This window comes from Corynebacterium maris DSM 45190, from assembly GCF_000442645.1.
Taxonomy (GTDB): Bacteria; Actinomycetota; Actinomycetes; order Mycobacteriales; family Mycobacteriaceae; genus Corynebacterium; species Corynebacterium maris.
The window spans coordinates 936,711-961,616 of the sequence record NC_021915.1 but is presented as its reverse complement, the minus strand read 5'-3'; the positions used below and the strand labels follow the sequence as shown (position 1 = coordinate 961,616).

Below are 24,906 nucleotides of genomic sequence, written 5' to 3'. Positions count from 1 at the left end.
GACCTTTAATGGGGTGGTCTGACATTGCCGTGCGCGGATGATGAAACAATGGGGTTCATGGCCCGCACCACCGACTCCACCCCCTACCTCGACTTCGACCGCGACGAGTGGCGGCAGCTGCGCAGCTCGATGCCCCAGGTCCTGACCGAGGACGAGGTCGTGGCTCTCCGCGGCATCGGCGAGAACATCGACCTCGAGGAGGTCGCCGACGTCTACCTCCCGCTGTCGCGCCTGATTCACCTGCGGGTGTCCGCCCGGCAGAAGTTGACCGCGACGACGGAGACGTTCTTGGGCAATAACCCGGGACATGTGCCCTACATCATTGCGGTGGCCGGTTCCGTGGCGGTGGGCAAGTCGACGACGGCGCGCCTGCTGCAGGTCCTGCTGCAGCGCTGGGAGTCGCATCCGCGGGTGGATCTGGTGACCACCGACGGGTTTCTCCACCCCACCGCGGAGCTGGAGCGGCGCCGGCTGATGAAGCGCAAGGGTTTTCCCGAAGCCTACGACCGGCGGGCGCTGCTGCGGTTCGTCACCGACGTCAAGTCCGGCAAGCCGCAGGTCGAGGCGCCGGTGTACTCGCACACGGCCTACGACATCGTGCCCGATAAGGTGCAGACGATCGAGCAGCCCGACATCCTCATCTTGGAGGGGCTCAACGTGCTGCAGACGGGGCCGACGTTGATGGTCTCGGACCTCTTCGACTTCTCCGTCTACGTGGACGCGCGCACCGAGGTCATCGAGCAGTGGTACATCGACCGTTTCCTGAAGCTACGGTCGACGGCTTTTCGACGCCCGAACGCCCACTTCGCGCCCTACGCCGACCTCGACGACGCGGCCGCGACCGAGGTCGCCCGGGAGATCTGGCAGTCCATCAACCTGCCGAACCTGGTGGAAAACATTCTGCCCACCCGGGTGCGCGCCTCCCTGGTGCTGCGCAAAGGCATCGACCATCTGGTCGAGTACGTGCGCATGCGCAAGCTCTGACGGAGTCTGAAAAATCAGGCGCCGTGCGCCTGCGCCCACTCCACGACCGGATCGAGCTCCGCGAAATCCACCCGGTCGACGTCGGTGTTGTACTCCTCGACCATCGCGCGATCGTTGTCGGTCTTGCCGGGCTTCATGCTCAGCATCGTGATGATCATCCGCATCATGCTGTGGTGCTTGTCCGTCAACTCCGAATAGTGCATGCGCCCCGGCAGGTAAAAGCGTTGCACCTGGGCGGCGAAGGGGCCGAGCATCTTCCTGATCTGATCGCGCTTGCGCGCGTTTTCCGGCCGGGACATTCCCACTGCGACGGCCGCCAGGGGCCGGTCGCCCAGGTCATTGTCGGCGATGAAGCTGGCCGCCGGCAACGACGGGCCGTGCGTGTAGGACAGCACGATCATGGGCTCGGAGCCGCGCAGCGTCGCAGCGTCGACCCCTTCGATCGTCTCTGCTTCGACTCCGAGTCGGCGAGCCAGTTCCTCGGCGTACTGCTGCGTCGAACCATAGGCGGTGGCGTAGAGAATCCTCGTCATGGGGAAAACTCTACCGCCCCGGCGGGTCAGGGACGCTCGGTCGGTGCCTCTTCCCCGTCGTCGCCGTCGTCGACCTTGTCTTTATCCGCCTTATGGGAGGTGTACCAGTCGGTCAGCGACTCGTCCTCGGAGTCGAACTCCGCGCCGGCGCCTTCCTCCGCGGACACCTTTGAGGCGCCGAAGACGAAGTCGTCGCCGTGCTCGTCGATGCCGCGGGCGACGCCCTTACGCAGAGCCTGCCACCCGTAGCGGCGGCGGATGATCAACGGGTCGGTGATGAGGTCCCGCGCCCAGACGATCGCCATGCCGATGATGATGATCGCGAAGGGCACGGACATGCTGACCATGATCGACTGCAGGCCCGACAGGGCGTTCTGTCCGCCCGCCAGCAGCAGCGCCAGGGCGATCAGGCCGAGGGCCACGCCCCAGGTGACGGTCGCCCAGTTGGCCGGGACGGGGCGGCCGTTCTGGGACATCGACCCCATGACGTTGGTTGCGGAGTCGCCGGCGGTGATGAAGAAGATGATCACCGCGAGCAGGGCGACCACCTGCATGACGACCGACCACGGCAGGTTGCCGAGCAGGTCGAACATGACGTTTTCGCCCGCGCCCTGGATCGGCAGGCCGAACCCTTCGAGAACCTGCCAGATGGCGGTGCCGCCGAAGACGACGTACCACCCGACGGAGATCGCCGCCGGGGCGAACACGGTCACGGTGACGAACTCGCGCAACGTGCGGCCCTTCGAGATCTTGGCGAAGAACACGCCCACGAACGGCGACCAGGAGATCCACCAGGCCCAGAACAGGATCGTCCAGGCGGTCACGAACTCAGCCTCCACTTCACCCTGGCTGGCGGCCACAGAGAAGAAGTCCGGAATGGAACCGAAGAAAGTCAGCACCGAGTTCGGGACCAGGTCGAGCAGAAAAACCGTCGGCCCCGTCACCAGGACGAACAACGCCAGGAAAACGACGAGCCCCATGTTCATGTTGCTCATGATGCGGATGCCGGTCTTGACGCCGGCGACCGCCGACCACACGAAGAGCGCGGTCAGGATCGAAATGATCACGACGATGACGCCGTTGCCCGACAGATCCTGACCGGTGATGATCGAGGCGCCGGCCTGAATCTGCAGGGCGCCGATGCCCAGCGAGGTGGCGGTGCCGAACAAGGTGACCAGCACGGCGAAAATGTCGATGACCTTGCCCACCGGGTGGTTGGGGGAATTCGGGAACACCGGCTCGAAGACCGAGGAAATCAACGGCAGGCGGCCGCGCCGGTAAGCGGCGTAGGCGATGGCCCCGCCGACGAAGGCGTAGATGACCCACGGGAACGACGCCTGGTGCAGGAGCGCCTGCGCAATCGCCGGCCCCGCGGCGTCCATGCTGGCGTCGGCGATGCCGTCGCCGTCGAAGGCGGGCGGCACGGACTGGAAGTGAATCAGCGGCTCCATCGGACCGTAGAAGATCAGCCCGATGCCCAGCCCGGCGGCGAACAACATCGAGATCCACGACAACGTGGAGAACTCCGGTTCGCTGTCGTCCGCCCCCAACCGGATGCGGCCCGACGGTGCGTACCCGACCACCAGCATGAACACGGTCACCCCGAGCACGACGGCGGTGAACATCCACCCGAGGTTCTGCACCACCCAAGCCTGCATCGAGGTCCCGACGTCGTTGATGTTGTCCGGCGCGATGAACGCCCATGCCACCACAGCCAGGCTGACGAGCAGCGCTACGGCGAAGACGACGGTGTTGGTCGGGAATTTCTTGTCGGTGTCCTCCACCGAGATGCCCGGCACCAGCGCGGGGTGAATGGAGCGCTCACCGGTCGCGGCCTTACGCAGCGGCGAACTCAACCGCGACACCGGCGGCCAGACCTGATAATTGCGACGGAGGATGACCGTGGCGTCGTCGAACGCAGGCGCCGGTGGCCGCTCCTCCCCCGGCCTCTCGTGTCGATCGCTCATGGCGGGACTCCCCTTATCTCATCGATGCGGACTTCACGATCTCATGGATTATGGGATTCAAGCCTACCCGGCCCGCCGAACGCCGATCTATCTGCCGAAGCGCCGGGTGCGTTGCGAGTAATCGCGCAGCGCACGCAGAAAATCGATCTTCCGGAACGCCGGCCAATGCGTGTCGGTGAACCAGATTTCCGAATACGCCGCCTGCCAGAGCAAGAAACCCGACAGCCGCTGCTCTCCCGAGGTGCGGATGACCAGGTCCGGGTCCGGCTGCCCCTTCGTGTACAGGTGGGTGGACACGGAATCGACGGTGACCCGGTCCGCCATATCCTGCGCGGCCACCCCCGCGGCCGCTTCGTCTGCGATGAGGCCGCGCACCGCGTCGACGATCTCCTGCCGGCCGCCGTAACCGACCGCCACGTTGACCACGATCCCGTCCCGGTCGGCGGTGGAATCCGCCGCCTCGCACATGCGCTCGGCGACCTTCTCCGGCAACAGGCCGAGGTGCCCGACCAGGCGCACCTGGCAGTCGGTTTCTTCCGCGAGCTCGGTGACCACGCCTGCGATGATCTCGTAGAGGGTGTCGATCTCCTCCGAGGAGCGCGACAGGTTCTCCGTCGACAGCAGGTACACGGTGACCACCTCGACGTCGGTGTCTCCGCACCAGCCGACGAGCTCGCCGACCTTTTTCGCCCCGACGCGGTGGCCGTGGCTGACGTCCACGAAGCCGGCTTCCCGCGCCCATCGCCGATTGCCGTCGACGATGACCGCGATGTGCTTCGGCTGGGCCACCCCTTTGAGCTCGCGGCGGAGGCGGGCTTCGTACATCGGGTACAGCAATCGGGACAGGAGTTTCACGCCCCCGAGTCTAGACGCGCGACTGCCGGCGTTCGCGCACCGCCGCCGCCAATTCCGCCAGCAGGTCCACCGTGGTGTCCAGGTCCATGCAGGCGTCGGTCACCGACTGCCCGTAGACCAGCCCCTCACCGCCGTTGACCACCAGCTTCTCCGGGTCGAGCTTCTGCGCGCCCGCCACCAGGAAAGACTCCAGCATGACGCCGGCGATCTGGGCGTTGCCGTCGGCGATCTGGGCGGCGACGTCGCGGGCCACCTCCGCCTGCCGCACGTGGTCCTTGCCGGAGTTGGCGTGGGAGGCGTCGATCATCAGGCCCCTGCCCTCCCCGATGCGACCCGTCGCCCGGGACACGGAGCCGGCGTCATGGTTCGGTCCGCCGGTGCCGCCGCGCAGGATGATGTGGCAGTGTTCGTTGCCGGCGGTTTCTACGACGGCTGGGGCGCCCTCGTCGCTGACGCCAAAGAAGAAATGTGGCTGGGAGGCGGCGGCGACGGCGTCCACGGCGACCTGCACGGAACCGTCGGTGCCGTTCTTGAAACCGATCGGCATGGACATGCCCGAGGCCAGCTGACGGTGAACCTGCGACTCGGTGGTGCGGGCGCCGATCGCGCCCCACGCCACGGCGTCCGCGTAGTACTGCGGGGAGTTCGGCTCCAGGAACTCCACGGCGGTCGGAAGATCCAAATTGACCACGTCGGTGAGCACCTTACGCGCCAGTTCCAGGCCATGGTTGATGTCGTAGGTCTCGTTGAGGTGGGGGTCGTTGATCAGGCCCTTCCAGCCGACGGTGGTGCGCGGCTTTTCGAAGTAGACGCGCATGACCACCTTCAGGTCTTCGTTCAGGCGTCGCGCCAGCGGCGCCAAACGGTTGGCGTAGTCCAGGGCGGCCGCTGGGTCGTGGATGGAGCACGGCCCGACGACGACCACGAGGCGGTCGTCCTCGCCGGCGAAGATGTCGGCGATCTCCTGACGATCGCTTTCCACCTTGGTCGCCTGCTCCGGGGTCAGCGGCATCTTGGCCTGGACCTCGGCCGGGCTGGGCAGGTCGTGGAAAGCGCGGACGCGCTTATTGGTGGTGGACGCTGCATCGTTGAGGGAAACCTGCGGACTCATGGTGTCTCTGCCTTTCTGGGAAGTGTTCGGATAGGTGCTGCTGGGGTGTGGAAGTGAAACCGGAAATAAAAAAGCAGCCCCTGGACCAGATGAGTGGTCAGGTGCTGCTGGGCTCCGGGATGTTCGTCGTTGTCGCGTCAGGCACGCGAAACGGCGAGGCGGGGGAATCTGTGTCCCGGAGCCTCACCAAAATAAAATCGCGGAGCGAACATGTGCAGAACTATAACACGTGTTTACACAAAGCGCTTCTGGCGGCGGTCCCACACCCCCGCCTCGCGCATCGCCTCATCCACGGCCTCGGCGTCAAAGACGTCGAGGCCGTGCGCCTCAGCGAAGAGCTGGCGGCGGCGGAAGGTGCGGTGGCGGCGGTAGAAGGCCCAGCCCAGCGACAGCACCGCGACGAGCAGCAGCACGAGCACGAGCAGGCCGATGGGCGCGGCCTTGCCGAATTCCGGTCCCACCGGCCCGTCGGTCGGCCCCTGCGCCACAACCGCGGTGGCGGCGGCGTTGAGGTGGGCGGACGCCGCCGTGACGGTGGCTGCGGCCGAACTGAGAATGGTCATGATAGGAGTGCTTCCTCGCTGGCTGGTATGTGGTTGTGGCTAGTTCTTGGAGAACACGGCGGCGTTGTTCTGGTCCGCCTCGGCCGGGTCGCCGATGCCGGCGAAAAGGTCGTCTTCCGGCAGTTCGGAGGACACCCGGGTGCGGGCGAGCTCGAACTCCTCGGTCGGCCACAGCTTCGCCTGCACCTCTGCGGAGGTGGCCAGGAACGCGCCGGCCGGGTCAATCTGGGTGGCGTGCGCACGCAGGGCGGCGTCGCGGTGGGGGAAGAACTCGGAGCACTCGACCTGGGTGGTCACGCGCGCCATGATGTCGGCCTTGTTCGCCTCCCAGCGCGCCATCATCGGCGCGTACGGGCTGGTCTTGCCGGCGGCGACGAGGTCATCGTGGAAGAGCTTCATGCGCTGGTAGACGAAACCGTGCGTGTAGTAGAGCTTCAACGGGGTCCAGGGCTCACCGAGCTCGGGCGCGAAATCCGGGTCGCCGGCGCGGTCCCACGCGATCATCGACGCTTCGTGGACCTTCAGGTGGTCCGGATGCGGGTAACCGCCGTTTTCGTCATAGGTGATGATGGCGTGCGGACGCATCTCACGAATGATCTTGACCAGCTCTTTCGCAACCTCGAGGCCGTCGACGAGCGCGAAGCAGCCTTCCGGCAGCGGCGGCAGCGGGTCGCCCTGCGGCAAGCCGGAATCGATGTAGCCCAGCCACCGGTGATCCACCCCGAGCGCGGCGGCGGCCGTGGCCATTTCTTCACGGCGCAGCGCAATCATGTTCTCCACCACGCCCGGCTTGTCCATGGCGGGGTTCAAAATGTCGCCGCGCTCGCCGCCCGTGCAGGTCAGCACGAGCGCTTCATTCCCCTCGGCCACGTATTTCGCCATGGTCGCGGCGCCCTTCGAAGATTCGTCGTCAGGGTGTGCGTGAATGGCCAAAAGCCGGTAGCCGCTCAAATTCTTGTCATCCTCACTCAGATTCATTGCGTCCGCCGCCGAGACACACGGAGGGAACCTCTCCCCTCGGTGCTGCGCCGAGCGGCGGCAAACAGTCATGGTCAACAATAGTCCCATTCCATCTTAATGAACATACCGGCCGTCCTGGCAATATCGTTTCGGTGAGTGACGGGTTAAGATGTCCCGTTAGTGCTGATCCGTCTTGCCCGCCGGCGGACCCACGCCCGTCCCCTAATATTGCGAAGACTTCTGAGGTTGCCGATGTCCTCCCCCCATTCCGCCCGCCCTGTACAGCGCTACGGGAAAAAGGACGACGATTCCAAGCCTTCCGGCATCGGCGGAAAGATCCTCGCGGTCATCCTCGTCATCGCCTTAGTCGTGGTCGTCGGCTTCGTGGCCCGCACGATCCAACAACGGGGGTCCGTGCCCGTCTCCGCCTCCCTGGTGACCTACGAACGTCAGGACGACGACACGATGCGCCTGTGGGTGGACATCTCCCGCGACGACCCCTCCGAACCTTCTTACTGCATCGTCACCGCCTTGAACTACGCGATGGCGGAAGTCGGGCGCCGCGAGGTGATCCTTCCCGCCGGGGGCGAAGAGCAGACCCGCGTCGAAGTCGATCTCCCGACCCGAGACTACCCCGTTTCCGGTGGCGTATACGGTTGCTCGACGGCTATTCCGGCATACATGGACGTGGAGGACCCCACCTACCTCGCCCGGTGACCCCTGCCCCCGCCCGGTTGGGCGGTGACGGTCAGCGACTCGTCGTTATGCTAAAATTCGCCGGAGAATACCTCCGCTGGCCGTCGGGTGATTTTCACCCGCGTTTCAATCGGCTGGGAGCTGACGACAGTGATCCGACATCGTCGGCGGTGCGGTGGGGCCGTGTTGTCCCGGCTGCCGGCCGCCGAGTGGTCTTGACTTTAAAGAAGGTTGCGTTAATTCATGGCTGAACCCCAGAAGCAGTACATCACCCCGGAAATGAAGGCGAAGCTCGAGGCTGAGCTGCAGGAACTGATCGATAACCGCCCCGCCGTCGCCGCCGAGATCAATGAGCGCCGCGAAGAGGGCGACCTCAAGGAGAACGCGGGCTACGACGCCGCCCGCGAGCAGCAGGATCAGGAAGAGGCCCGGATCAAGCAGATCTCCGAGGTCCTGGCCAACTCCACCACCGAACGCACCGCCGTCGTCGAGGGCGTCGCCGTCGTCGGCTCCGTGGTGCACGTCTACTACAACGGCGACGAGAACGACAAGGAAACCTTCCTGATCGGCACCCGCGCGGCGTCGATCGACAACGAAGATCTGGAAACCTACTCGGAGCAGTCGCCGCTGGGCGCCGCCGTGCTCGGCGCCCACGCGGGCGAAACCCGCGAGTACACCGCCCCGAGCGGGGCCACCATCTCGGTGACCCTCGTGGACGCCGCTCCGTACGACTCGGCCAAGGCGGCTACTCCGCGCGCGAAGTAGCTGCGGAGCACGATTCCAGCACTGACTACCCAAAGGACTGACTGCGTTGTCTCAGATTTCCCGTTACTCCCGTTCCCTCGCCGCCGTCGCCGCGGCTTCCCTGGCCGGTTTCGCGCTGGCGGCGTGCTCGCCCCAGCTCGAGAACCCGTCCACGGAGAAGGTCGACACCGCCCTCGAGCAGGACGCCGACACCGTGGGCGTGGACTCCGCCGCTGAGACCACCGGCACGGAAACCACTACCGCAGAGACCGAGACTACGGCCGCCGCAGCCGTTTCGGAGGTCTCCTTCATCGACTGCGTCAGCGTCCCGGAGCAGGAGCCGGAGCAGGTGACCCTGGACTGCGCCAACCCTGCCAACGCCGTCACCGCCATCACCTGGTCTGCGTGGGACGAGGACGAGGCGACCGGCACCGGCACCAACCAGACCACCGGGGCAGTCTCCGAGGTCGTCCTGTCTTCCGCGGAGGAGACCGACGAGGGCATGGTGTTCACCACGATCACCGTCGACGGCGCTGAGGTCGTCCAGTAGCATCCCAGCTTAAAGAACTCGGGCCCTTCTTCCCACCGATGACCGGCGGGGAAGGGCCCGAGTTCTTTGTGGTCTACGAGGAGACGGGAGAGCCTAGTCGCGCTGGAAGTAGCTCAGCAGACGCAGGATCTCGGTGTAGAGCCACACGAGGGTGACGGTCAGGCCGAGGGCGATGCCCCAGGCCATCGTGGAGGGGGCGCCGGCGCGGATCATCTTGTCGGCCTCGTCGAAGTCCTGCAGGAAGCTCAGTGCCGCCAGCACGATGCAAACCAGCGAGAAGATGATCGCCAGGGTGCCGCCGCCACGCAGCGGGTTCGCGTCGGTGAAGATGGCCAGCAGCAGGTTGCCCAGCGCCAGGACGGCGACGCCGATGATGGCGGCGGTGATGAAGCGGGTGAACTTCGGCGTGACCCGGATGGCGCCGGTCTTGTAGACGACCAGCATGCCGACGAACACGCCCACGGTGCCCAGGATGGCCTGGCCGATCAGCGCGCCGGCGTCGGCGTCGCCGACCGCCCAGCCAGAAACCAGCAGGGAGAAGCCGCCGAGGAAGAGGCCCTGCAGCGCCGCGTACAGCAAGGTCACGGTGCGGGAGCCATACTTGCGGGTGAAGACGCTGACCAAGACGGTGATGAAGGCCGCGATGCCGCCGCCGATGGTCAGCAGCATGGCCAGGCCCATGTTGACCGTGGACACGCCGAAAGTGACCAGGGCGAAGGCCACGAGCACGCCCAAGGTGATGCCGGTCTTGGTGACCACGTCATCGACCGTCATGGGGCGGTCCGTGGTCTGCGTCGGGGCCCCGCCCCGTCCGTAACCGGCGTAGGGGTCCTGGTAGCCCTGTCGACTGTGGCCGTCGTCGACGATTCGTGTGAGCACCGGGTTATTGCTGTTCATGAAAAACCTCGGTTCCTTTCCGTATGCGTAAATGAGTCATATGGTCCATAGGGACCACGAGCGATCACAGAGAAATTCTATGAGCCGGACACGTACAAAGGTACAACGGTACTGGGCGGATGATTGTTCCCGTTCTCGAGTCAGTGATCCGTGGGCCGTAAGATTGGCTCATGGGATTCCTCGATCGTCTTCTTCGCCGCGACACAGCCCTTCCGAAGCCTACGCCCAGCGTGCCCGAGGAGCAGAGCAACGCGGACAAACGCAGGGAGTTCATCCTGCTTTCCCTGCGCGACCGCTACCCCGGGCAGGAGGGATTCCGCCTGCCCGTCCCCGCCGGTGTGGTGGAGGACGTGCTGGCCTACGCCGTGCCGGAGCCGGTCGGCGGCGCCGCGCCCCACTGGCACTACGTCACCCGGGGGCTCTCGGACGCGCCGGCCAGCCAGGGAGTGGAGTTGACCATGCGGGTCGCAGCCAGCACAGACGGCACGGGCACTCCCCCGCTGTGGCCGGTGGACCTGTTGACCTACCTGGCCAATTACGTCGCCGACCACGGCCACCCCATCTTGCCGAATCATCATCTGGACATGCAGGGGCCGATCGCCGGCGAGGAAGAACCCGGCGGCGGGACGGAGCCGTTGACGGCGGCGGTGTTTTCACCGGACCCGGCGCTGACCTCCTCGAACCGCTCCGCCGGAACCGTGGTGTTCAACCAGTTGATCGGGATCACCGCCCGCGACCTGCGGGATGCGCTGGGGTGGCGGACAGAGAAATTCATCGACCTGCTCACCGGGGCCTACCCTCTGGGAGTCACTGTCGTGGGCCGACCCAGCCTGCGTGCCCACGCTCGCCTGGCCACCCGGATCGACGAGGGCACGGCGAAGGAGGGGTCCTCCACCTCGCACGGCGTCGCCGACCGGTTGGAGCAGAAGTACGTCGACGGGCGGTTGCGGCTGGCGATGGGGCCCGTCGCGGTGGAGGCCGTGCTGTCGGCGCAACGCACCCGCCTGGGATTCGAGCGCGAGTTCACGCTCGTCGGGCCGGGCCCGGCGGTGCGGTTTCTGCCCGCCCAGGACACGCCCCGGGCGTCTGTGGATCCTGCCGGCGACGGCCTCATCGAGGTCACCCGTACCGTCTCGGATGAGATCCGCGCCCGCCTGGACGCCTCCCCCGGAACATATGAATTGACGACAGTCAACGTCACGATCGAGGTGATCGAGGCCGACCCACACCCTAAAATGATGTGATGTTTGCCCTAAACCAGACGTACGTACTATTCGCGGCCCCTATCAGAGGGTTCAAACTTGTAGCAGCACCCCATAAGTGCACCTCACGGCCCCCTAGAGGTAGCCCCAGCTCAACGGCACAATAAGAGCACCACAGAGCAAACCCCCTGGCAGGGGCGCAAAACCGTACGCCCGTTTTAAATGGATAAGCAACCCCTATTTCACCTTTGCACTAAAACCAATGACTGCTTAAGGTTGTCGTTCACAAGCATTCAGCCGCCCCTGCAGAAAAGGTTGTGTGGACACATGAGCGACTTCACCGTCAACAGACGTTCCTTCCTCGCCTGGACCGCCGCCACCGGCGCGACCACTGCCCTGGTCAGTTCAGGCGTCTTCGCCGGTGAACCCGGCGTCGGCCCCGCCCAAGCGGCCGCCGCCAGTGACGCGTCCGGCGAAAAAATCGTGTGGTCCGCCTGCACCGTCAACTGCGGATCCCGCTGCCCGTTGCGGCTCGTGGTCAAGGACGGGGCGGTCACCCGCGTGCTCCCCGACGACACCGGCGACGACGAGATCGGCACCCAACAGATCCGCGCCTGCGTGCGCGGCCGCTCCATCCGCCACCGCATCTACAACCCCGACCGGCTCAAGACCCCGCTGAAGCGCAAGCCCGGCACGCTGCGCGGCGCCGGTGAATGGGAAAAGATTTCCTGGGAGCAGGCCCTCGACGAGATCGCCGACAAGATGAAGCGGCTGCTGCGCGACTACGGAAACGAGTCGATCTACCTCAACTACGGCACCGGCACCATCGGCGCCACCGTCGTGCGTTCCTGGCCCCCGCCGAAACGCCGTTCGCACGCTTCATGAACCTCATCGGCGGATACCTCAACCATTACGGCGACTATTCCTCCGCCCAGATCGCCGGGGCCTACCCCTACCACTACGGCGAGTGGACGCCGTCGAACTCCTTCGACGACGTGAAAAACGCCCGGCTGCAGGTGATGTTCGGCAACAATCCGCTCGAGACCCGCATGTCGGGCGGCGGAGAAACCTTCGTCACCCAGAAAATCAAGCAGGATTACGGCGTCAAGACCATCGTCATCGATCCCCGCTACTCGGAGACCTCCGTGGGACTCGGGGACGAATGGGTGGCCCTGCGCCCCGGCACCGACGCCGCCCTAGTCACCGGCATGGCCCACGTCATGATCGCCGAAGGGCTCCACGACCAAGAGTTTCTCGACTCCTACTGCGTCGGCTTCGACGAGGACCACCTGCCCGAAGGCGCGCCCGAGCACTCCTCCTACCGCTCCTACCTCGAGGGCAAGGGCGCCGACGGCGTCGAAAAGACGCCGGCGTGGGCGGCCGCGCTCACCGGGGTGCCCGCCGACCGGATTCGGCAGCTGGCCCGCGAGATCGCCCTGGCCAAGCCCTGCGCCATCACCCAGGGCTGGGGGCCGCAGCGCCACGCCAACGGCGAAAACCAGGCCCGCGCGATCTTCACCCTCGCCGCCCTGATCGGACAGGTGGGTATCCCCGGCGGCGGCACCGGCGGCCGGGAGGCCTCCGCGTCCCTGCCGATGGTCTACCCGTTCAACACCCAGCACGAGAACCCGGTGGAGACCGCCATCTCCGTCAACGGCTGGACCGACGCCGTCGACCGGGGCACCGAGCTGACCGCGCTGCGCGACGGCGTGCGCGGCAAAGACAAGCTGGACGTTCCGATCAAGATGATCTGGCAGTACGGCGGCAACGCGCTGACCAACCAGCACGGCGACATCAACCGCACCGTCGACTTGCTCCAGGACGAATCCAAGGCGGAGCTGATCGTGGTCTCCGACATCCAGATGACCACCTCCGCCCGCTACGCCGACTACGTCTTACCGGACGCCTCCACCGCCGAGCAGGAGGACGTCATTCAGCAGGGTTCCGCTGGCAGCATGGAGTACTCGATCCTGGCCTCGCCAGCGATCGCGCCTCTCTACGACTGCCGCCCGATCTACGACGTCATCGCCGACCTGGCGGAGCGCTTCGGCGTCCGCGAGCAGTTCACCGAAGGCCGCACCCAGGAAGAGTGGGTGAAATACACCCTCGACAAGTCGCGGGAAGAGATCCCCGACCTGCCGGAGTACGAGGACTTCAAGGAGATGGGTGTGTGGAAACGCGCCGCCGACTCGGTCATCCCCCTCGCGGAGTTTCGCGCAGACCCGGAGAACAACCCGCTGCCGACCCCGTCAGGCAAGATCGAGATCTACTCCCAGCAGCTCGCCGACATCGCCGACGAGTGGGAATTCGACCCGACCATCCCGGGCGACCGGATCACCGCCCTGCCGGAACAAGTCGACACCTGGGAAGGGGCGCTGGCGGCGCGTGCCGACGAGCGCTATCCGCTGCAATGCATCGGGCATCACACCAAGGGCCGCACGCACTCTTCCTACGCCAACGTCGACTGGCTGCGCGACGACGCTCACCCGCAGGTGCTGTGGCTGAACCCCGTGGACGCCGCCGAACGCGGCATCGCCAACGACGATCTGGTCTACGCCTACAACGGCCGCGGCCGGATCCGCTCCATCGCCCGGGTCACTCCGCGCATCGCGCCGGGCGTGATCTCGATTCCCCAGGGCTCCTGGTTCGACCCCAACAAAGACGGCGTCGACGAAGGCTCCTCCGTCAACACTCTGACCAGTTGGCACCCCTCCCCCATCGCCAAGGGCAACGCCCAACACACCACCATCTGCCAGGTCGAAAAAGCCTGAGCCGGACCCTCCCCAAGATAAGGACGCCTCGTGTCAGAGAACACCAACCTCGGCTTCTACTTCAACCAGGAGCTCTGCAACGGCTGTAAGGCCTGCCAGATCGCGTGCACCGACAAGCACGACACCCCGCTCGGGGTGAACTTCCGTCGCGTCGTGGAATACTCCGGCGGCTCCTGGAACCTCGCCTCGGACGGCTCCTTCACCAACGACACCTTCACGTACTACACCTCCATCGCCTGCAACCACTGCGTGGACCCGGTGTGCATCAAGGCCTGCCCCACCACCGCCATGACCAAGGACGACGACGGCGTGGTCTGGGTCGACCAGGACAAGTGCGTCGGCTGCCGCTACTGCGAGTGGGCCTGCCCCTACTCCGCACCGCAGTTCGACGCGGAGCAGGGCATGATGACCAAGTGCGACATGTGCCGCGATTACCGCTCGGAGGGGCTGGACCCCGCCTGCGTGTCCGCCTGCCCTTCACGCGCCCTGGATTGGGGCCCGATCGGTGAATTACGGGAGAAGTATGGCGACGTCGACGCCGTCGCGCCGCTGCCGGACCCGTCGATCACGAAGCCCAACCTCGTCATCACCCCGCACCGCGACGCCCAGCCGTGGCAGTCGGACAACGGTGAGATCGTCAACCGCACTGAAATCTAGGAGACCCTCTTGAACACCCACGAATGGCCGTTGACGCTGTTCACCGTCTTCGGCCAGATGGCCGTCGGGGCTTTCCTGGTCCTGGGCGCCGTCCAGGTGCTGGGGAGAAAGAAATACTCCACCGCGGTGATCGACCGCGTCGCCGATCCGGCGCTGTACGCCATCGGCCCGATCATGGTCGCCGGTTTCCTGGCCGCCTCCTTCCACCTCGGCAACCCCTTCAACGCCCTCAACGTTTTGCGCGGCTGGTCGAACTCCGCGCTGAGCCAAGAGGTGATACTCGGCGTCATTTTCGCTGGCCTCGGCTTCCTCTTCGCGGCCTGCCAGTGGCTGGGTTGGCTCACGCAGCGGATCCGCGTCGTGCTGGCCTCCCTGACGGCCCTGGTCGGCGTCGTGTTCGTCGCGTCCATGGCGAACCTGTATATGCTGCCGACCATTCCGGCCTGGAACCACTGGACGACGCCGGCGCAGTTTTACCTGACCACCCTGTCCACGGGCGCCCTGGCGATCGGCGTCGCGTTCTGCTCCTACCCGTTTTTGGCGGACGCCCCGTGGCTCAACCGGCTCATGCCGGCCAACCGCCGCGACGAGCACGTCTCCGAAGAAGAGGTCTCCGGACTGATCACGACGTCCTTGAAGTGGATCGGCGTGGCCGTGGTCATCCTGATGCCGCTCGAGTTGCTGGTGCTGGTCTTCTACTACGGCCGCCCCGCAGGCGTAAACCCCACCGAATTCGACTTCCCGATGGCCTGGTTCGTCATCCGGGTCGCCCTTCTCATCATCGGCGCCGGGCTCATGGGCGTGTTTTTGGTGCAGTCGGCCACGAAGGCGGAAGCGGACTCCGGCGTGCGCACGCCGGCACAACGCCGGCTGCTGCTCATGGTCACTCTCAGTTATTTGCTGGTCTCGGCCAGCGCCATCATCGGCCGCTTCATCTTCTACGGCGGCAGCGACAGGATCGGAATCTAATGACGCTCAACACCGCACTCGCCAACCGGGTCGCCGTCGCGGGGATGGTCCTCTCCCCGCTGTTTCTGGCCCCGCCCACCAAGCATCTGCGCAGCAGCCTGCAGGATCCCGGCATGCTCGCGGCCTGGCCCCTGGAAGACGAGGTCTCCGCCCAGGCGGTGGCCTCGTTGCACGGGGGAACTGATTCCCCCGCAGAGCTCGACCGCGACCACCTCTACCTGTTCACCGGGGTCTCCGCCCCGCTGGCGCAGCCCTACGAATCGCCGTACCACTCCCCCGACGGGCTGATCCACGACGGCCGGGCCGCGCAGGTGCGCGAACATTACCAGGCGCTGGGCTTCGCGGCCCCCGACGTGCGCACCCCCGACGACCACATCGGACTGGAAATCGCCTTCGTCACCGAGGTGTGCACGCTCATCTCGGACGGCACGGACCACCGCGACCGGCTACGGGTTTTCCTCGACGACCACCTGACCAGCTTTTCCGACGCCGTGCTCACCGGGGTGCGGGAACACGCCCGCACGCGCATCTACCAGGCGCTGCCCGGGCTGACCGACGGGTTCATCGCCTCCGCCCGCCAGGTCGCGGGACGATGACCACCAGGCGTTTGCTGCAGTGGGTGGCAGCCGCCGAACCCGATGTGGTGTTGGTCTGCGACCACCTCGACCCGGTGCGGGCGCCACGCAGCCACGTCCCCCTGCGCCTGGACCGCTGCGTCGCGAAGCTTCCGGATCAGTGGATCCCGGAAGTGCTGGCCTGCGGGGCGCCCACCGTCGCCGTGGTCTGCGACGAATCGACCAGGGTCATCGACGCTCTCCGGGAGAGCCTGCCCGACCGGCTCGTCCCCGCGCCCGCCCGGCGCGTGTTGCGTGCGGCCGAGGAAATTCCCGCCGACCGGACGCCGCTGCCGCGGCGGGCGTTGTTGGGCTTGTCCGGTGACACTTCCCTTCCCCTCGACGTCGACCTGCCCGACGCCGAGCGGTTGGAGCGGGCGTTGCAGGTGCTTGGCGTCGAGCTCAGCCTCAGCGTGGAGCTGATTGCGCGGGATTGCACGGCCTGCGGGGTGTGCGTCAAAGCGTGTCCGGCAGGCGCGTTGTCCCTGATCGACGTGTCGGACTCGTCGACGGCGCTGCTTCACGACGCCTCCCTGTGCCAGGGGGATCAGCGCTGCGTGGACCTGTGTCCGGCGCAGGCGATCACGGTGGCGGGCAGTGACGGCGGCGCGGGGCTGCAGACGTTGGAGACCGTCCCCGTCACCCGGTGTTCGTCGTGTCATGCGCGGTTTCGCAGTGACGGCGCGGAGCTGTGTCCACCGTGCAGTTTCCGCGCCGCCAATCCCTTCGGGTCGAGGATGCCGCCGGGGACGGCGCCTCACCGGGATTCGGCCTCGGACTGACCCCGTGGTCAGCTCAGCTACCTGGTGGTGATGGCTAACCGGTGATATCTCGTCGAGCCAGGGCCCACGCGGAGACCACGATGAGCAGAAAACTCAATCCCCACAACAGCGTCAATCCGCCCCAATCAACGCCCTGTGCCAGGGGAGCGTTCCTGAATGCCCAGTGGTACGGAGAAAATGGTTGCAGCCATTCCATGTCGGGGTTCATCTCGCCCAGGGCGTCAAAGGCATAGCCGAGAACCACGACGCTGGAGCTCGCCCCGACGGCCCATGCTCGTTTGCCGGTCACAGCGCCCGCGGCCAACGCTACGGTCCCGGCCGTCAGCCCGAGGCCCGTCCACGCCAGAATGACCGCGAGCAGGTTATCGGCCTGTAGGCCCAGCTCAGACGGGCCATTGAGAAGGGTGATGCCGAGAAAGGCGACCACCCCCAGCAGCAGGACCTTAACCACCAGGGCGGCGGCGGATTCCAGCGCGTACTGGACCCGCCCTACGGCATGGGCCAGGGTCAGCTCCAGCTGCCCGGATTCCTCGTTGCCGGCGATGGCCGCCGATCCCCATGAGATTGCGGCGATGATGATGAGGATGAACCCGATCAAGCCGAAGAAGGTGGCTTGCGTATAACCCGCACCGGAGGTGATGTCTTCATAACCGAGTGCCTGCACGAGCTCGGAGGGGAGGTTGTTGATCATCTGGCTCAGTTCGGGCGTCTGCATGGAGGGATACAGCGGAAGATAGAGCAAAAGCACCGCCACGATCGCCGCCGCCCACGCCAGGAGCCCACGCCAACTGCCGAGGACGCCGCGGATGAAAATCGGTGTGCTACTCATGGTTCGCCGCCTCGGAGGAGTAGAGGTTCAGGATGGACTCTTCGAGGTCGGGTTCCTCGATGGTCAGAGCCAGGACCTGGAATTGGGCGAGGGCTTTGATCACCGCGTCAATATCGCCCTGCACGCTGGCGGTGAGTCGGACCAGATCGCCCGGAGCGGAGGTCACCTGAACGTCTTGCAGGTCAGACAGCGGGGTGAAGCAGGCGAGAACGTCATCGACAAGCGTGCCGGCGAGCGTTGCGCGTAGGTGCGAGATGCTCGCCAGGCGCAGGGAGGAGACGTCGTTGTCCGCCACGATCTTGCCACCCGTCAGCACCGCCACCTCATCGGCGGCATGTTGGATCTCACTCAGGATGTGCGAACTGAGCAGCACCGTTTGTCCCTCCGACTGGGCTTCCCGGACCAGCGCCAGAAACTCCCGCTGCATCAGGGGGTCGAGGCCGCTGGTGGGTTCATCTAAAATGAGCAGCTCAGGGCGGTGCATGAAGGCTTGGACCAGCCCGATTTTCTGTTTGTTGCCTTTGGACAGAGCGTGCACCGGGCGACTCAAGTCGAGGCCCAGGCGCTCGGCGAGTGTCGCCACAAAGGTCTCGTCCACCGGCCCGCTCACCTTCCCCAACTGCTGGAGAAGTACTTTGCCGGTGACGCGTGCAGTGAGTTTCAACTCTCCGGGGAGATATCCGATGCGCTGGCGTAATGCGGAATTCGATTGACGCGGGACCTCCCCCAGCACCGTGAGATCACCGCTGGTGGGCCGGATGACGTCGACGAGCATGCGCAGAATCGTTGTTTTGCCCGCGCCGTTGGGGCCCACGAGGCCATAAATGGAACCGCGCTCCACGTTCAAGTCAATGCCGTCGACGGCGAGGTGTTGCCCGTACTTCTTCCGGAGCTGGTGGGCGTGGATCACAGTGGACACCTGGTCACCTCCCCCTAGGCGTCGTAGACGACCGGCCACGGCGATGCGGTTGTCTCATAGGGACAGGCAGCAGGACTGGAGCGATGCGGTCGAGCGTGCCCGGGAGCACGAGAATCAGGCGTGCCACCTGTGGGTGCCCCGGAGGAACATAGAAAATCCTGTGTGTTGAAGTTGTCCATCAGCTTTTCTCCACCCTGACAGCGGAACGGAAGTGCCCCAGCCTGCGCCATGTCCATGATTTTTGGTTACTTCCCCAGTTTAGACCGGTTGCCTGACGCCAGGGAGGTCATTCGCCGGGAACCCGGCGCAAGCGCGGTGGGCCGGGCATGCCTGCCACTCTGCCCGCCTCATTTATTGTGTGGGCACTGGGTGGACGCTGAAGGCAGGTTCTGACTGCCGGCCGCACTATTTATGCTGGTAGTGGTGCCCCCACTGGGATTCGAACCCAGACTGAATCGATTTTAAGTCGACTGCCTCTGCCGGTTGGGCTATGGGGGCGGGTAGGCCGCGCGTGGCGGCTGAAAAAAGAGTCTACTCGGTGGCTGCCGGGAGGCCGTCAGCCAGCCCCGCCACAATGCCGTCGAGGATGTCGCGCTCGGAGATGACGAAGCTCGTGGCGTCCTTGTTGGTGCGCTTGAGCAGGTCGATGATCCCGTTGACTACGACGCCGCCCCCGCCGATGACGTCGGCTCGGCCCGGGTGGATCACCGGATGCATGGCGCGTTTCGCGGAGGTTGCTTCGACGAGCCGGCAGGTCATCACCCGCAAGGCGTCGAACTTCAGTTCCGAACCGTGGATCTCGCTCCGGTCGTAGCTCTCCAAGCCCAGGGCGAGCGCCGCCAGCGTGGTGAAGGTGCCGGCCACCCCGACGAAGGTCTTCGCCTCTTCCAGCGGCACGAGCTGCTCGACTTCGGCAACGCGCTCAGCGACGTAATCTTCTCCCGCGCGGATCTGCTCTTCCTCCGCAGGATCGGAGGTCATGATGCGCTCCGTCAAGCGCACGCACCCCATCTGCGTGGAGGCAGCGCCGAGGATCTCGCCGTCGGCGTCGCCGACGATGAACTCCGTGGAACCGCCGCCGAGGTCGATGACGCAGAAGGGCGCGTCCGCCGGGTCCAGGTCGGACACCGCCCCGCGGAAAGACAGCGTCGCTTCCTCGTCGCCGCCGATGACTTCGGCGGATGCCCCGGGAGTGATGCGGCCGAGCAGCTCCGCGGTCATGGCGAAGAACTCGTCGCGGTTGCCGGCGTCGCGAGTCGCGGAGGTGGCCACCATCCGCACGGTGCGGACGTTTTCCTGTTCCATGATTTCGACGTACTCGGCCAAGGCGAGGCGGGTGCGTTCGATCGCGTCGGGGTGGAGCATGCCGGTGGCGTCGACGTCCTGGCCCAGACGCACAATTTCGTTGAGTCGGGTCACTTCGTGGATCGAGCCGTCGGGATGAACGTCGGAGACGAGCAGACGGATGGAGTTCGTGCCGCAATCAACGGCAGCTACACGGGTCATCGTGGGCGTCTCCCCTACTTCTCGTCGTCCAGGAAACTGGCGGCGCCGTCGGGGTCGACGGCGATGCCGAGCTCACGGGTGGTGGGCCAGTCGGCGGGGATGGCGGAGCCGCGCAGGTTGCCATGTTCCGCGGCGATGGCCACGGCCTCGGTGCCCAGTCGGAAATGTCCCGGGCCTTCGGCCAGCGCGTAGCCGATGAGCACGTGCAGGCACTTGACGCGGGTGGGCATGCCGCCGCCGGAGAAGTCCGTCTCCAAGTCCTCGATGGCGTTGCGCTGCGTGAGGTAGTGCTCGTGGGCGGCGCGGTAGTCCTCGGCCAGCGCCTCGTCTTCTCCCAGACGGGCTTCCATCCACTTCATCACGTGGGCCCCCTCCAGGCGGGAGGCCTCCGCGGTCAGGCGCGGATCAGTGAGGTAGTACAGGGTGGGGAACGGGGTGCCGTCGGCAAGCCGGGGCGCCGTTTTGATCACGGCCGGTTGCCCGTCCGGGGTGCGGTAGGAGATGTCCAGGACGCCGCGGGGGCGGCGGCCGAGCTGCTCGGCGACGATAGCAAGATCCGCATCGGTGACAGTCATGGGAGGTAGTATCTCACATCCCCGTCGGACTTCCCCACCACGCTGCCAGCGAGCCTCAGGGGGCCTCCGGCTCGGACGGGGGCGGGGGTATGTCCACCTCGGGCATCGGCGGCTCGGAGATGGATTCCCACAGGGTGACGTACCACGGGTCGAGGGTTTCCTCCGCCCCGTGCGGGGTGCTCAACGAGCCGTCCGTGTCCATCCGGGGATCAATGATGCGGTAGGCGGTCTCCCCCGGCTCGATGACGCCGAGCCGGCGGCGGGCCTCCTGCCGGATGTACTCCTCATCTTCATACCGCTCAATCTCGTCGAGGAGGCGGTCCTTCTCCTCCTGCTTGGCGACGATGGATTCGTTGAGGCGGGCGATCTCGGTGCGGCCTTGATAGTAGTTGCGCAGTGGCACGCCGATGGCGAGGAGGACGATCAGTACCACCGTGACGATGACGGCGACGACCCAGAGGTTCGGGCGCCGCACCCGAGTACGCGACGCGGCGGGTTTCCTGTCCCTGGCGTCGCGCGACGACACCGGCACCGTGGTGCGGCGGGCGGGTCGGTTCTTCTTAGCCATGATGGATTCGATCATAGCCACGAGACGCCGCGACCCCCGCTTCACGCACCGCAGAGGCGGACAGAAACGGGGGTCGCGGGTGTGTCAGGCGGGTTTAGGCCTGGAAGCGCGGGAAGGCGGAGCGGCCTGCGTAGACGGCGGCCTCACCGAGCTCCTGCTCGATGCGCAGCAGCTGGTTGTACTTGGCCACCCGGTCGGAACGCGCCGGGGCGCCGGTCTTGATCTGGCCGCAGTTCAGGCCGACGGCCAGGTCGGCGATGGTGGTGTCCTCGGTCTCGCCGGAGCGGTGGGACATCATGGAGGTGTAGCCGGCGCGGTGGGCCATCTCCACGGCGTCGAAGGTCTCGGTCAGGGTGCCGATCTGGTTGACCTTGACCAGGATCGAGTTGGCGGCCTTCTTCTCGATGCCCTCGGCCAGACGCTTCGGGTTGGTGACGAAGAAGTCGTCGCCCACGAGCTGGACCTTCTCGCCGATGGCCTTAGTCAGGGCGACGTAGCCGTCCCAGTCATCCTCCTGCAGCGGATCTTCAATGGAGACGATCGGGTACTCGTCGACCAGATCGCTGTAGACCTGGGACATCTCCTCGGCGGTGAGCTCGCCACCCTCGAAGTAGTACGTGCCGTCCTTGCAGAACTCGGAGGAGGCCACGTCCAGGGCCAGGGCGATGTCCTTGCCCGGCTCGAAACCGGCGTCCTTGATGGCCTCGACGATCAGGTCCAGCGCGGCGCGGGTGGAGTCGACCGACGGGGCGAAGCCGCCCTCGTCGCCCAGGCCGGTGGACAGGCCCTTGTCCTGGATGACCTTCTTCAGTGCGTGGTAGACCTCGGTGCCCGCGCGCAGCGCCTCGGAGAAGGAGTCGAAACCGATCGGGGCGATCATGAACTCCTGGACGTCGACGCCGGAGTCGGCGTGGGCGCCGCCGTTGATGATGTTCATCATCGGCACCGGCAGGACGTGGGCGTTCGGGCCGCCGACGTAGCGGTAGAGCGGCAGGTTCGCGGATTCTGCGGCGGCCTTGGCGGCGGCCATGGAAACACCGAGGATGGCGTTGGCGCCGAGGCGGGACTTGTTGTCCGTGCCGTCGAGGGTGATCATGGCCTGGTCGATCAGACGCTGGTCGTCCGCGACCATGCCGGCGAGCTCGTCGGCGATGTCCTCGTTGACGTTTTCGACTGCTTTCAGCACGCCCTTGCCCAGGTAACGGTCGCCGCCGTCACGCAGCTCATGCGCCTCGTGGACGCCGGTGGAGGCGCCGGAGGGAACACCGGCGAGACCCCGGGAGCCGTCGTCGAGGAAGACCTCGGCCTCGAGGGTCGGGTTGCCGCGGGAGTCAAGGATCTCGCGGGCAAAAACGTGCATGATGTCAGCCACAGGGGCCTCCTAAAGAAGATCGTGTTTCCATGGGAGAAGTTCACACGCGTATGAGACGTCGGCGTGCGACCTCGATCTACTATTGTGGCAGAAAATCTTTCTGGACGTGCACCGTTGACCCGTTTAAGGGGCAAGGGACGTCAGGGTGCGGGCTGGTTCAGCGCATACGACGCCGCCGCGTCGCGGACATTGATCAGGTATTCCCGCGAGCGGTTATAAGACAGCACCGCCTCCGTCCACCCTTCGGCGGTGGCCAGGTCGGCGCCGTTGTCGCACAGGTGGTTCGCCGCGCCGAGGGAGGCGTCGTCGATCTGGTGCGGGTTGGGTTCGCCGTCGCCGTCGGCGTCGAGTCCGTAGCGTCGCCACGAGTCGGGGATGAACTGCATCGGGCCGATCGCGCGGTCGTATTCGGTGTCGTTGTCCCACCGCCCGCCGTCGGTGTCGGGGATTTCGGCGACGCCGGGGCTGCCGTCGAGCGGGATGCCGATGATCGGCGGCTCGGCGACGCCCTCCTCGTTGATGCTGGCGCTGCCGAAAAAGCTGCCCGCGTAGGTGCCGTGGCGGGTCTCGACCCAGCCGATGCCGGCGAGGGTGTTCCAGGTCAGGTTGCACTGCGGCCATGCCTCGGCGGCGATGAGCTCGGCGTTGCCGTAGGCGCGCAGGGCCGGTTCCGGAATATTGGTCTGCTCTGCCAGCGGCGTGGCCCAGTGACTGAGCTTGTCGCTGGTGCGGCCCGGGGCATTGACGTCGACGGCGGGAACTTCGGCCCCTGCCCGCGGCGGGACGTCATCCGGGATGGGTTGCAGCGGGGTGCGCGTGATCGGGCCGGATTGAAACGACAGCAGCCACCCGACCAGCGTGACCACGAGGACAATGGCCAAAATGACGCCGCAGCCACAGCCGGTCGCTCTATTCAGGCCTTTGCTCATGGCGATTGATCGTACAGGCCTGCACCTGCGGAGGAGGAACCCGCGAGAGCGGCGAATATGCGTCTGACATGGAGTTGCCAGGCGCAGCGGGGGTGTGCGGTGGCGAGGCCACCAATGAGGGAATGGTCACAGCTAAATCACAGGGACCCCTTTTGCCGCACAAACAACATATGCTGTGAAGGCCCTGTCTCAACCATGCCCCGTAAAGGATTGTCCATGAAACTTCGCACCCTCGCCGTGTCCGCCGCCGCCGCGGCCGCAGCCGCCTCCGTCGCCCTCGTTCCTGCCGCGGGCGCCAGCCCACTGAACCTGCATACTCTGCTGGGAATGAACGAGGCCGCCGTGAGCTTCGTCAACGATGCCCACTGCGATGTATTCGGCCCGATCGTGAAGGCTTCCGGAATGGTCAACGACGGCACCACCCGGGGCGAACTCATCACTTCTCTGCGTAACAGCCTCGGCGACGATCAGGCGGTTCAGGTCGCGGCTACTCCGACGATCAACGCCATCGGCGACAAGGCCCTTGAGTGCGACGTCGTGCAGCCGGACCCGCTTGATCCCGCAGCACTGTCCTCCGCGGTGATGAACGGCGACTTCACCACGATCATCGACACGCTGCCGTCACTGTCGTCGCAGTTCAACCTGGACTTCGACGTCCCGTTCCCGGGCTTGGGCTAAGACTGCCCCTCCCCTGAGTCGCGCTCGTTGCGTTTGCCCTGCGCCCACAGCCGGTTCTGTTCGTCTTCGCCGACCAGCCCGGTGGTGCCGTCGAAAAGGTAGGGCGCGCGCGAGCGCATCTTGGCCACGAACGCCCCCGCCACGTCATCGAAGGTGAAGGCGCTGCGGCGGGAGGCGATCTCCGCGTGGAAGAGCACCTGCAACAGCACGTCGCCCAGTTCGGCCAGCAGCTGCGCATCGCTGGCTCCGGTACGTACGGCCTCGGCGAATTCCTCGGCCTCCTCCTGCAGGTACGGCAGCAGCGATGCGTGGCTCTGCCCGGCCTCCCACTGCCCTTGGCGCACCGCCTTGGCCATGATGCGTTGTGCCTCGAATACGGTGTCCTGCCTGCTGACGGCCTCGATGAGGCGTTCGCCGCGCCTGATCCGGGCGGCGGCGTCCGGGTCGTCGGCGTCGGTGGTGACCAGAGTGCCGCGTCCGGTGACGTCTTCTCCTGCGAGCAGGCCCTCGAAGTTCCAGCGCACCGCGATCGGCACTTCGGAGGTGTAGGTGACGGGGGTTTCCAGCTGCCCTTGGGCTTCCAACGGGATGAGGGTGGGCCAGCGAGGGTCAAGGAGCAGCACGGTCATGACCCTTATTCTAGGTGCGACAAAGGCCGGCGAAGCCCGGTGCCCC

General features: G+C 65.9%; 27 protein-coding genes and 1 tRNA gene. 12 read left to right on the top strand and 16 right to left on the bottom strand.

The features are described from left to right. Nucleotides 1-57: 57 nt before the first annotated feature. Nucleotides 58-984: a type I pantothenate kinase gene (gene coaA / locus B841_RS04620; protein ID WP_020934321.1), complete on the top strand. Its 927-nt coding sequence runs from the start codon at nucleotides 58-60 to the stop codon at nucleotides 982-984. 14 nt (nucleotides 985-998) lie between these two features. On the opposite strand, the gene B841_RS04615 is transcribed toward coaA, so the two are convergent. The 6 genes from B841_RS04615 to mca form a co-directional block, all read right to left on the bottom strand. Beyond that, nucleotides 999-1,517 carry a flavodoxin domain-containing protein gene (locus tag B841_RS04615; protein ID WP_020934320.1) on the bottom strand — a complete coding sequence of 173 codons (519 nt, stop codon included), beginning with the start codon at nucleotides 1,515-1,517 and terminating at the stop codon, nucleotides 999-1,001. A gap of 26 nt (nucleotides 1,518-1,543) precedes the next feature. After that, nucleotides 1,544-3,484, bottom strand: a complete 1,941-nt coding sequence (locus B841_RS04610; RefSeq protein ID WP_020934319.1) for a BCCT family transporter — start codon at nucleotides 3,482-3,484, stop codon at nucleotides 1,544-1,546. 87 nt (nucleotides 3,485-3,571) lie between these two features. Continuing rightward, on the bottom strand, nucleotides 3,572-4,339 hold the full coding sequence (locus tag B841_RS04605; RefSeq protein ID WP_020934318.1) for an isoprenyl transferase: 768 nt from the start codon (nucleotides 4,337-4,339) through the stop codon (nucleotides 3,572-3,574). A 10-nt stretch (nucleotides 4,340-4,349) separates the two neighbouring features. Then, nucleotides 4,350-5,450, bottom strand: coding sequence for a 3-deoxy-7-phosphoheptulonate synthase (locus tag B841_RS04600; protein WP_020934317.1), 1,101 nt, complete (start codon nucleotides 5,448-5,450; stop codon nucleotides 4,350-4,352). Nucleotides 5,451-5,683: 233 nt separating this feature from the next. Next, nucleotides 5,684-6,013, bottom strand: a complete 330-nt coding sequence (locus tag B841_RS04595; RefSeq protein WP_020934316.1) for a hypothetical protein — start codon at nucleotides 6,011-6,013, stop codon at nucleotides 5,684-5,686. A gap of 39 nt (nucleotides 6,014-6,052) precedes the next feature. After that, complete coding sequence (gene mca / locus B841_RS04590) at nucleotides 6,053-6,964, bottom strand: mycothiol conjugate amidase Mca (RefSeq protein WP_041632074.1); 912 nt, start codon at nucleotides 6,962-6,964, stop codon at nucleotides 6,053-6,055. Between the two features lie 261 nt (nucleotides 6,965-7,225). Between mca and B841_RS04585 the strand changes: the two genes are divergently transcribed. From B841_RS04585 to B841_RS04575, 3 genes are all read left to right on the top strand, one after another. After that, nucleotides 7,226-7,690 (top strand): DUF4307 domain-containing protein, encoded by a 465-nt coding sequence (locus tag B841_RS04585; protein WP_020934314.1) that lies wholly within the window; start codon nucleotides 7,226-7,228, stop codon nucleotides 7,688-7,690. A gap of 222 nt (nucleotides 7,691-7,912) precedes the next feature. Further along, the gene (gene greA / locus B841_RS04580) at nucleotides 7,913-8,434 is read left to right on the top strand and encodes a transcription elongation factor GreA (RefSeq protein ID WP_020934313.1); all 522 of its coding nucleotides are present in this window, start codon (nucleotides 7,913-7,915) and stop codon (nucleotides 8,432-8,434) included. A gap of 46 nt (nucleotides 8,435-8,480) precedes the next feature. Beyond that, a complete protein-coding gene (locus B841_RS04575; protein ID WP_020934312.1) occupies nucleotides 8,481-8,963 on the top strand; it encodes a hypothetical protein in 483 nt (160 codons plus the stop codon). Nucleotides 8,964-9,056: 93 nt separating this feature from the next. Here B841_RS04575 and B841_RS04570 read toward each other — a convergent pair whose 3' ends face one another. After that, nucleotides 9,057-9,860 carry a Bax inhibitor-1/YccA family protein gene (locus B841_RS04570; protein WP_020934311.1) on the bottom strand — a complete coding sequence of 268 codons (804 nt, stop codon included), beginning with the start codon at nucleotides 9,858-9,860 and terminating at the stop codon, nucleotides 9,057-9,059. Between the two features lie 170 nt (nucleotides 9,861-10,030). Between B841_RS04570 and B841_RS04565 the strand changes: the two genes are divergently transcribed. From B841_RS04565 to B841_RS04535, 7 genes are all read left to right on the top strand, one after another. After that, nucleotides 10,031-11,104 (top strand): suppressor of fused domain protein, encoded by a 1,074-nt coding sequence (locus tag B841_RS04565; RefSeq protein WP_084481972.1) that lies wholly within the window; start codon nucleotides 10,031-10,033, stop codon nucleotides 11,102-11,104. A gap of 285 nt (nucleotides 11,105-11,389) precedes the next feature. After that, nucleotides 11,390-11,947 carry a molybdopterin-dependent oxidoreductase gene (locus tag B841_RS14180; RefSeq protein WP_041631750.1) on the top strand — a complete coding sequence of 186 codons (558 nt, stop codon included), beginning with the start codon at nucleotides 11,390-11,392 and terminating at the stop codon, nucleotides 11,945-11,947. Further along, on the top strand, nucleotides 11,944-13,833 hold the full coding sequence (locus B841_RS04555; RefSeq protein ID WP_041631749.1) for a DMSO/selenate family reductase complex A subunit: 1,890 nt from the start codon (nucleotides 11,944-11,946) through the stop codon (nucleotides 13,831-13,833). Before B841_RS14180 ends, B841_RS04555 begins: the two co-directional genes overlap by 4 nt. Nucleotides 13,834-13,863: 30 nt before the next feature. Continuing rightward, entirely contained in the window at nucleotides 13,864-14,490 is a 627-nt protein-coding gene (locus B841_RS04550; RefSeq protein WP_020934309.1) for a DMSO/selenate family reductase complex B subunit, read from the top strand. Between the two features lie 9 nt (nucleotides 14,491-14,499). Continuing rightward, on the top strand, nucleotides 14,500-15,459 hold the full coding sequence (locus B841_RS04545) for a dimethyl sulfoxide reductase anchor subunit family protein (RefSeq protein WP_020934308.1): 960 nt from the start codon (nucleotides 14,500-14,502) through the stop codon (nucleotides 15,457-15,459). Beyond that, nucleotides 15,459-16,055: a TorD/DmsD family molecular chaperone gene (locus B841_RS04540; protein ID WP_020934307.1), complete on the top strand. Its 597-nt coding sequence runs from the start codon at nucleotides 15,459-15,461 to the stop codon at nucleotides 16,053-16,055. The genes B841_RS04545 and B841_RS04540 overlap by 1 nt, the downstream gene beginning before the upstream one ends. Then, nucleotides 16,052-16,855: a 4Fe-4S binding protein gene (locus tag B841_RS04535; protein ID WP_020934306.1), complete on the top strand. Its 804-nt coding sequence runs from the start codon at nucleotides 16,052-16,054 to the stop codon at nucleotides 16,853-16,855. Before B841_RS04540 ends, B841_RS04535 begins: the two co-directional genes overlap by 4 nt. A gap of 34 nt (nucleotides 16,856-16,889) precedes the next feature. Here B841_RS04535 and B841_RS04530 read toward each other — a convergent pair whose 3' ends face one another. From B841_RS04530 to B841_RS04495, 8 genes are all read right to left on the bottom strand, one after another. Beyond that, nucleotides 16,890-17,684, bottom strand: coding sequence for an ABC transporter permease subunit (locus B841_RS04530; RefSeq protein ID WP_020934305.1), 795 nt, complete (start codon nucleotides 17,682-17,684; stop codon nucleotides 16,890-16,892). Beyond that, complete coding sequence (locus tag B841_RS04525) at nucleotides 17,677-18,603, bottom strand: ABC transporter ATP-binding protein (protein WP_020934304.1); 927 nt, start codon at nucleotides 18,601-18,603, stop codon at nucleotides 17,677-17,679. Before B841_RS04525 ends, B841_RS04530 begins: the two co-directional genes overlap by 8 nt. 421 nt (nucleotides 18,604-19,024) lie before the next feature. Further along, nucleotides 19,025-19,101, bottom strand: a tRNA-Leu gene (locus B841_RS04520). 33 nt (nucleotides 19,102-19,134) lie between these two features. Then, the gene (locus B841_RS04515; RefSeq protein ID WP_020934303.1) at nucleotides 19,135-20,109 is read right to left on the bottom strand and encodes a Ppx/GppA phosphatase family protein; all 975 of its coding nucleotides are present in this window, start codon (nucleotides 20,107-20,109) and stop codon (nucleotides 19,135-19,137) included. A gap of 14 nt (nucleotides 20,110-20,123) precedes the next feature. Next, nucleotides 20,124-20,684 carry a DUF501 domain-containing protein gene (locus tag B841_RS04510; RefSeq protein ID WP_020934302.1) on the bottom strand — a complete coding sequence of 187 codons (561 nt, stop codon included), beginning with the start codon at nucleotides 20,682-20,684 and terminating at the stop codon, nucleotides 20,124-20,126. A 55-nt stretch (nucleotides 20,685-20,739) separates the two neighbouring features. Next, nucleotides 20,740-21,252 (bottom strand): septum formation initiator family protein, encoded by a 513-nt coding sequence (locus B841_RS04505; RefSeq protein WP_084482075.1) that lies wholly within the window; start codon nucleotides 21,250-21,252, stop codon nucleotides 20,740-20,742. 94 nt (nucleotides 21,253-21,346) lie between these two features. Then, nucleotides 21,347-22,624 carry a phosphopyruvate hydratase gene (gene eno, locus B841_RS04500; protein ID WP_020934300.1) on the bottom strand — a complete coding sequence of 426 codons (1,278 nt, stop codon included), beginning with the start codon at nucleotides 22,622-22,624 and terminating at the stop codon, nucleotides 21,347-21,349. A 140-nt stretch (nucleotides 22,625-22,764) separates the two neighbouring features. Then, nucleotides 22,765-23,553 (bottom strand): lytic transglycosylase domain-containing protein, encoded by a 789-nt coding sequence (locus B841_RS04495; RefSeq protein ID WP_020934299.1) that lies wholly within the window; start codon nucleotides 23,551-23,553, stop codon nucleotides 22,765-22,767. 216 nt (nucleotides 23,554-23,769) lie between these two features. On the opposite strand from B841_RS04495, the gene B841_RS04490 reads away from it, so the two are divergent. Then, a complete protein-coding gene (locus B841_RS04490; protein WP_020934298.1) occupies nucleotides 23,770-24,231 on the top strand; it encodes a hypothetical protein in 462 nt (153 codons plus the stop codon). On the opposite strand, the gene B841_RS04485 is transcribed toward B841_RS04490, so the two are convergent. Next, nucleotides 24,228-24,860, bottom strand: a complete 633-nt coding sequence (locus B841_RS04485; RefSeq protein ID WP_020934297.1) for a MazG nucleotide pyrophosphohydrolase domain-containing protein — start codon at nucleotides 24,858-24,860, stop codon at nucleotides 24,228-24,230. The genes B841_RS04490 and B841_RS04485 overlap by 4 nt on opposite strands. Nucleotides 24,861-24,906: the final 46 nt, after the last annotated feature.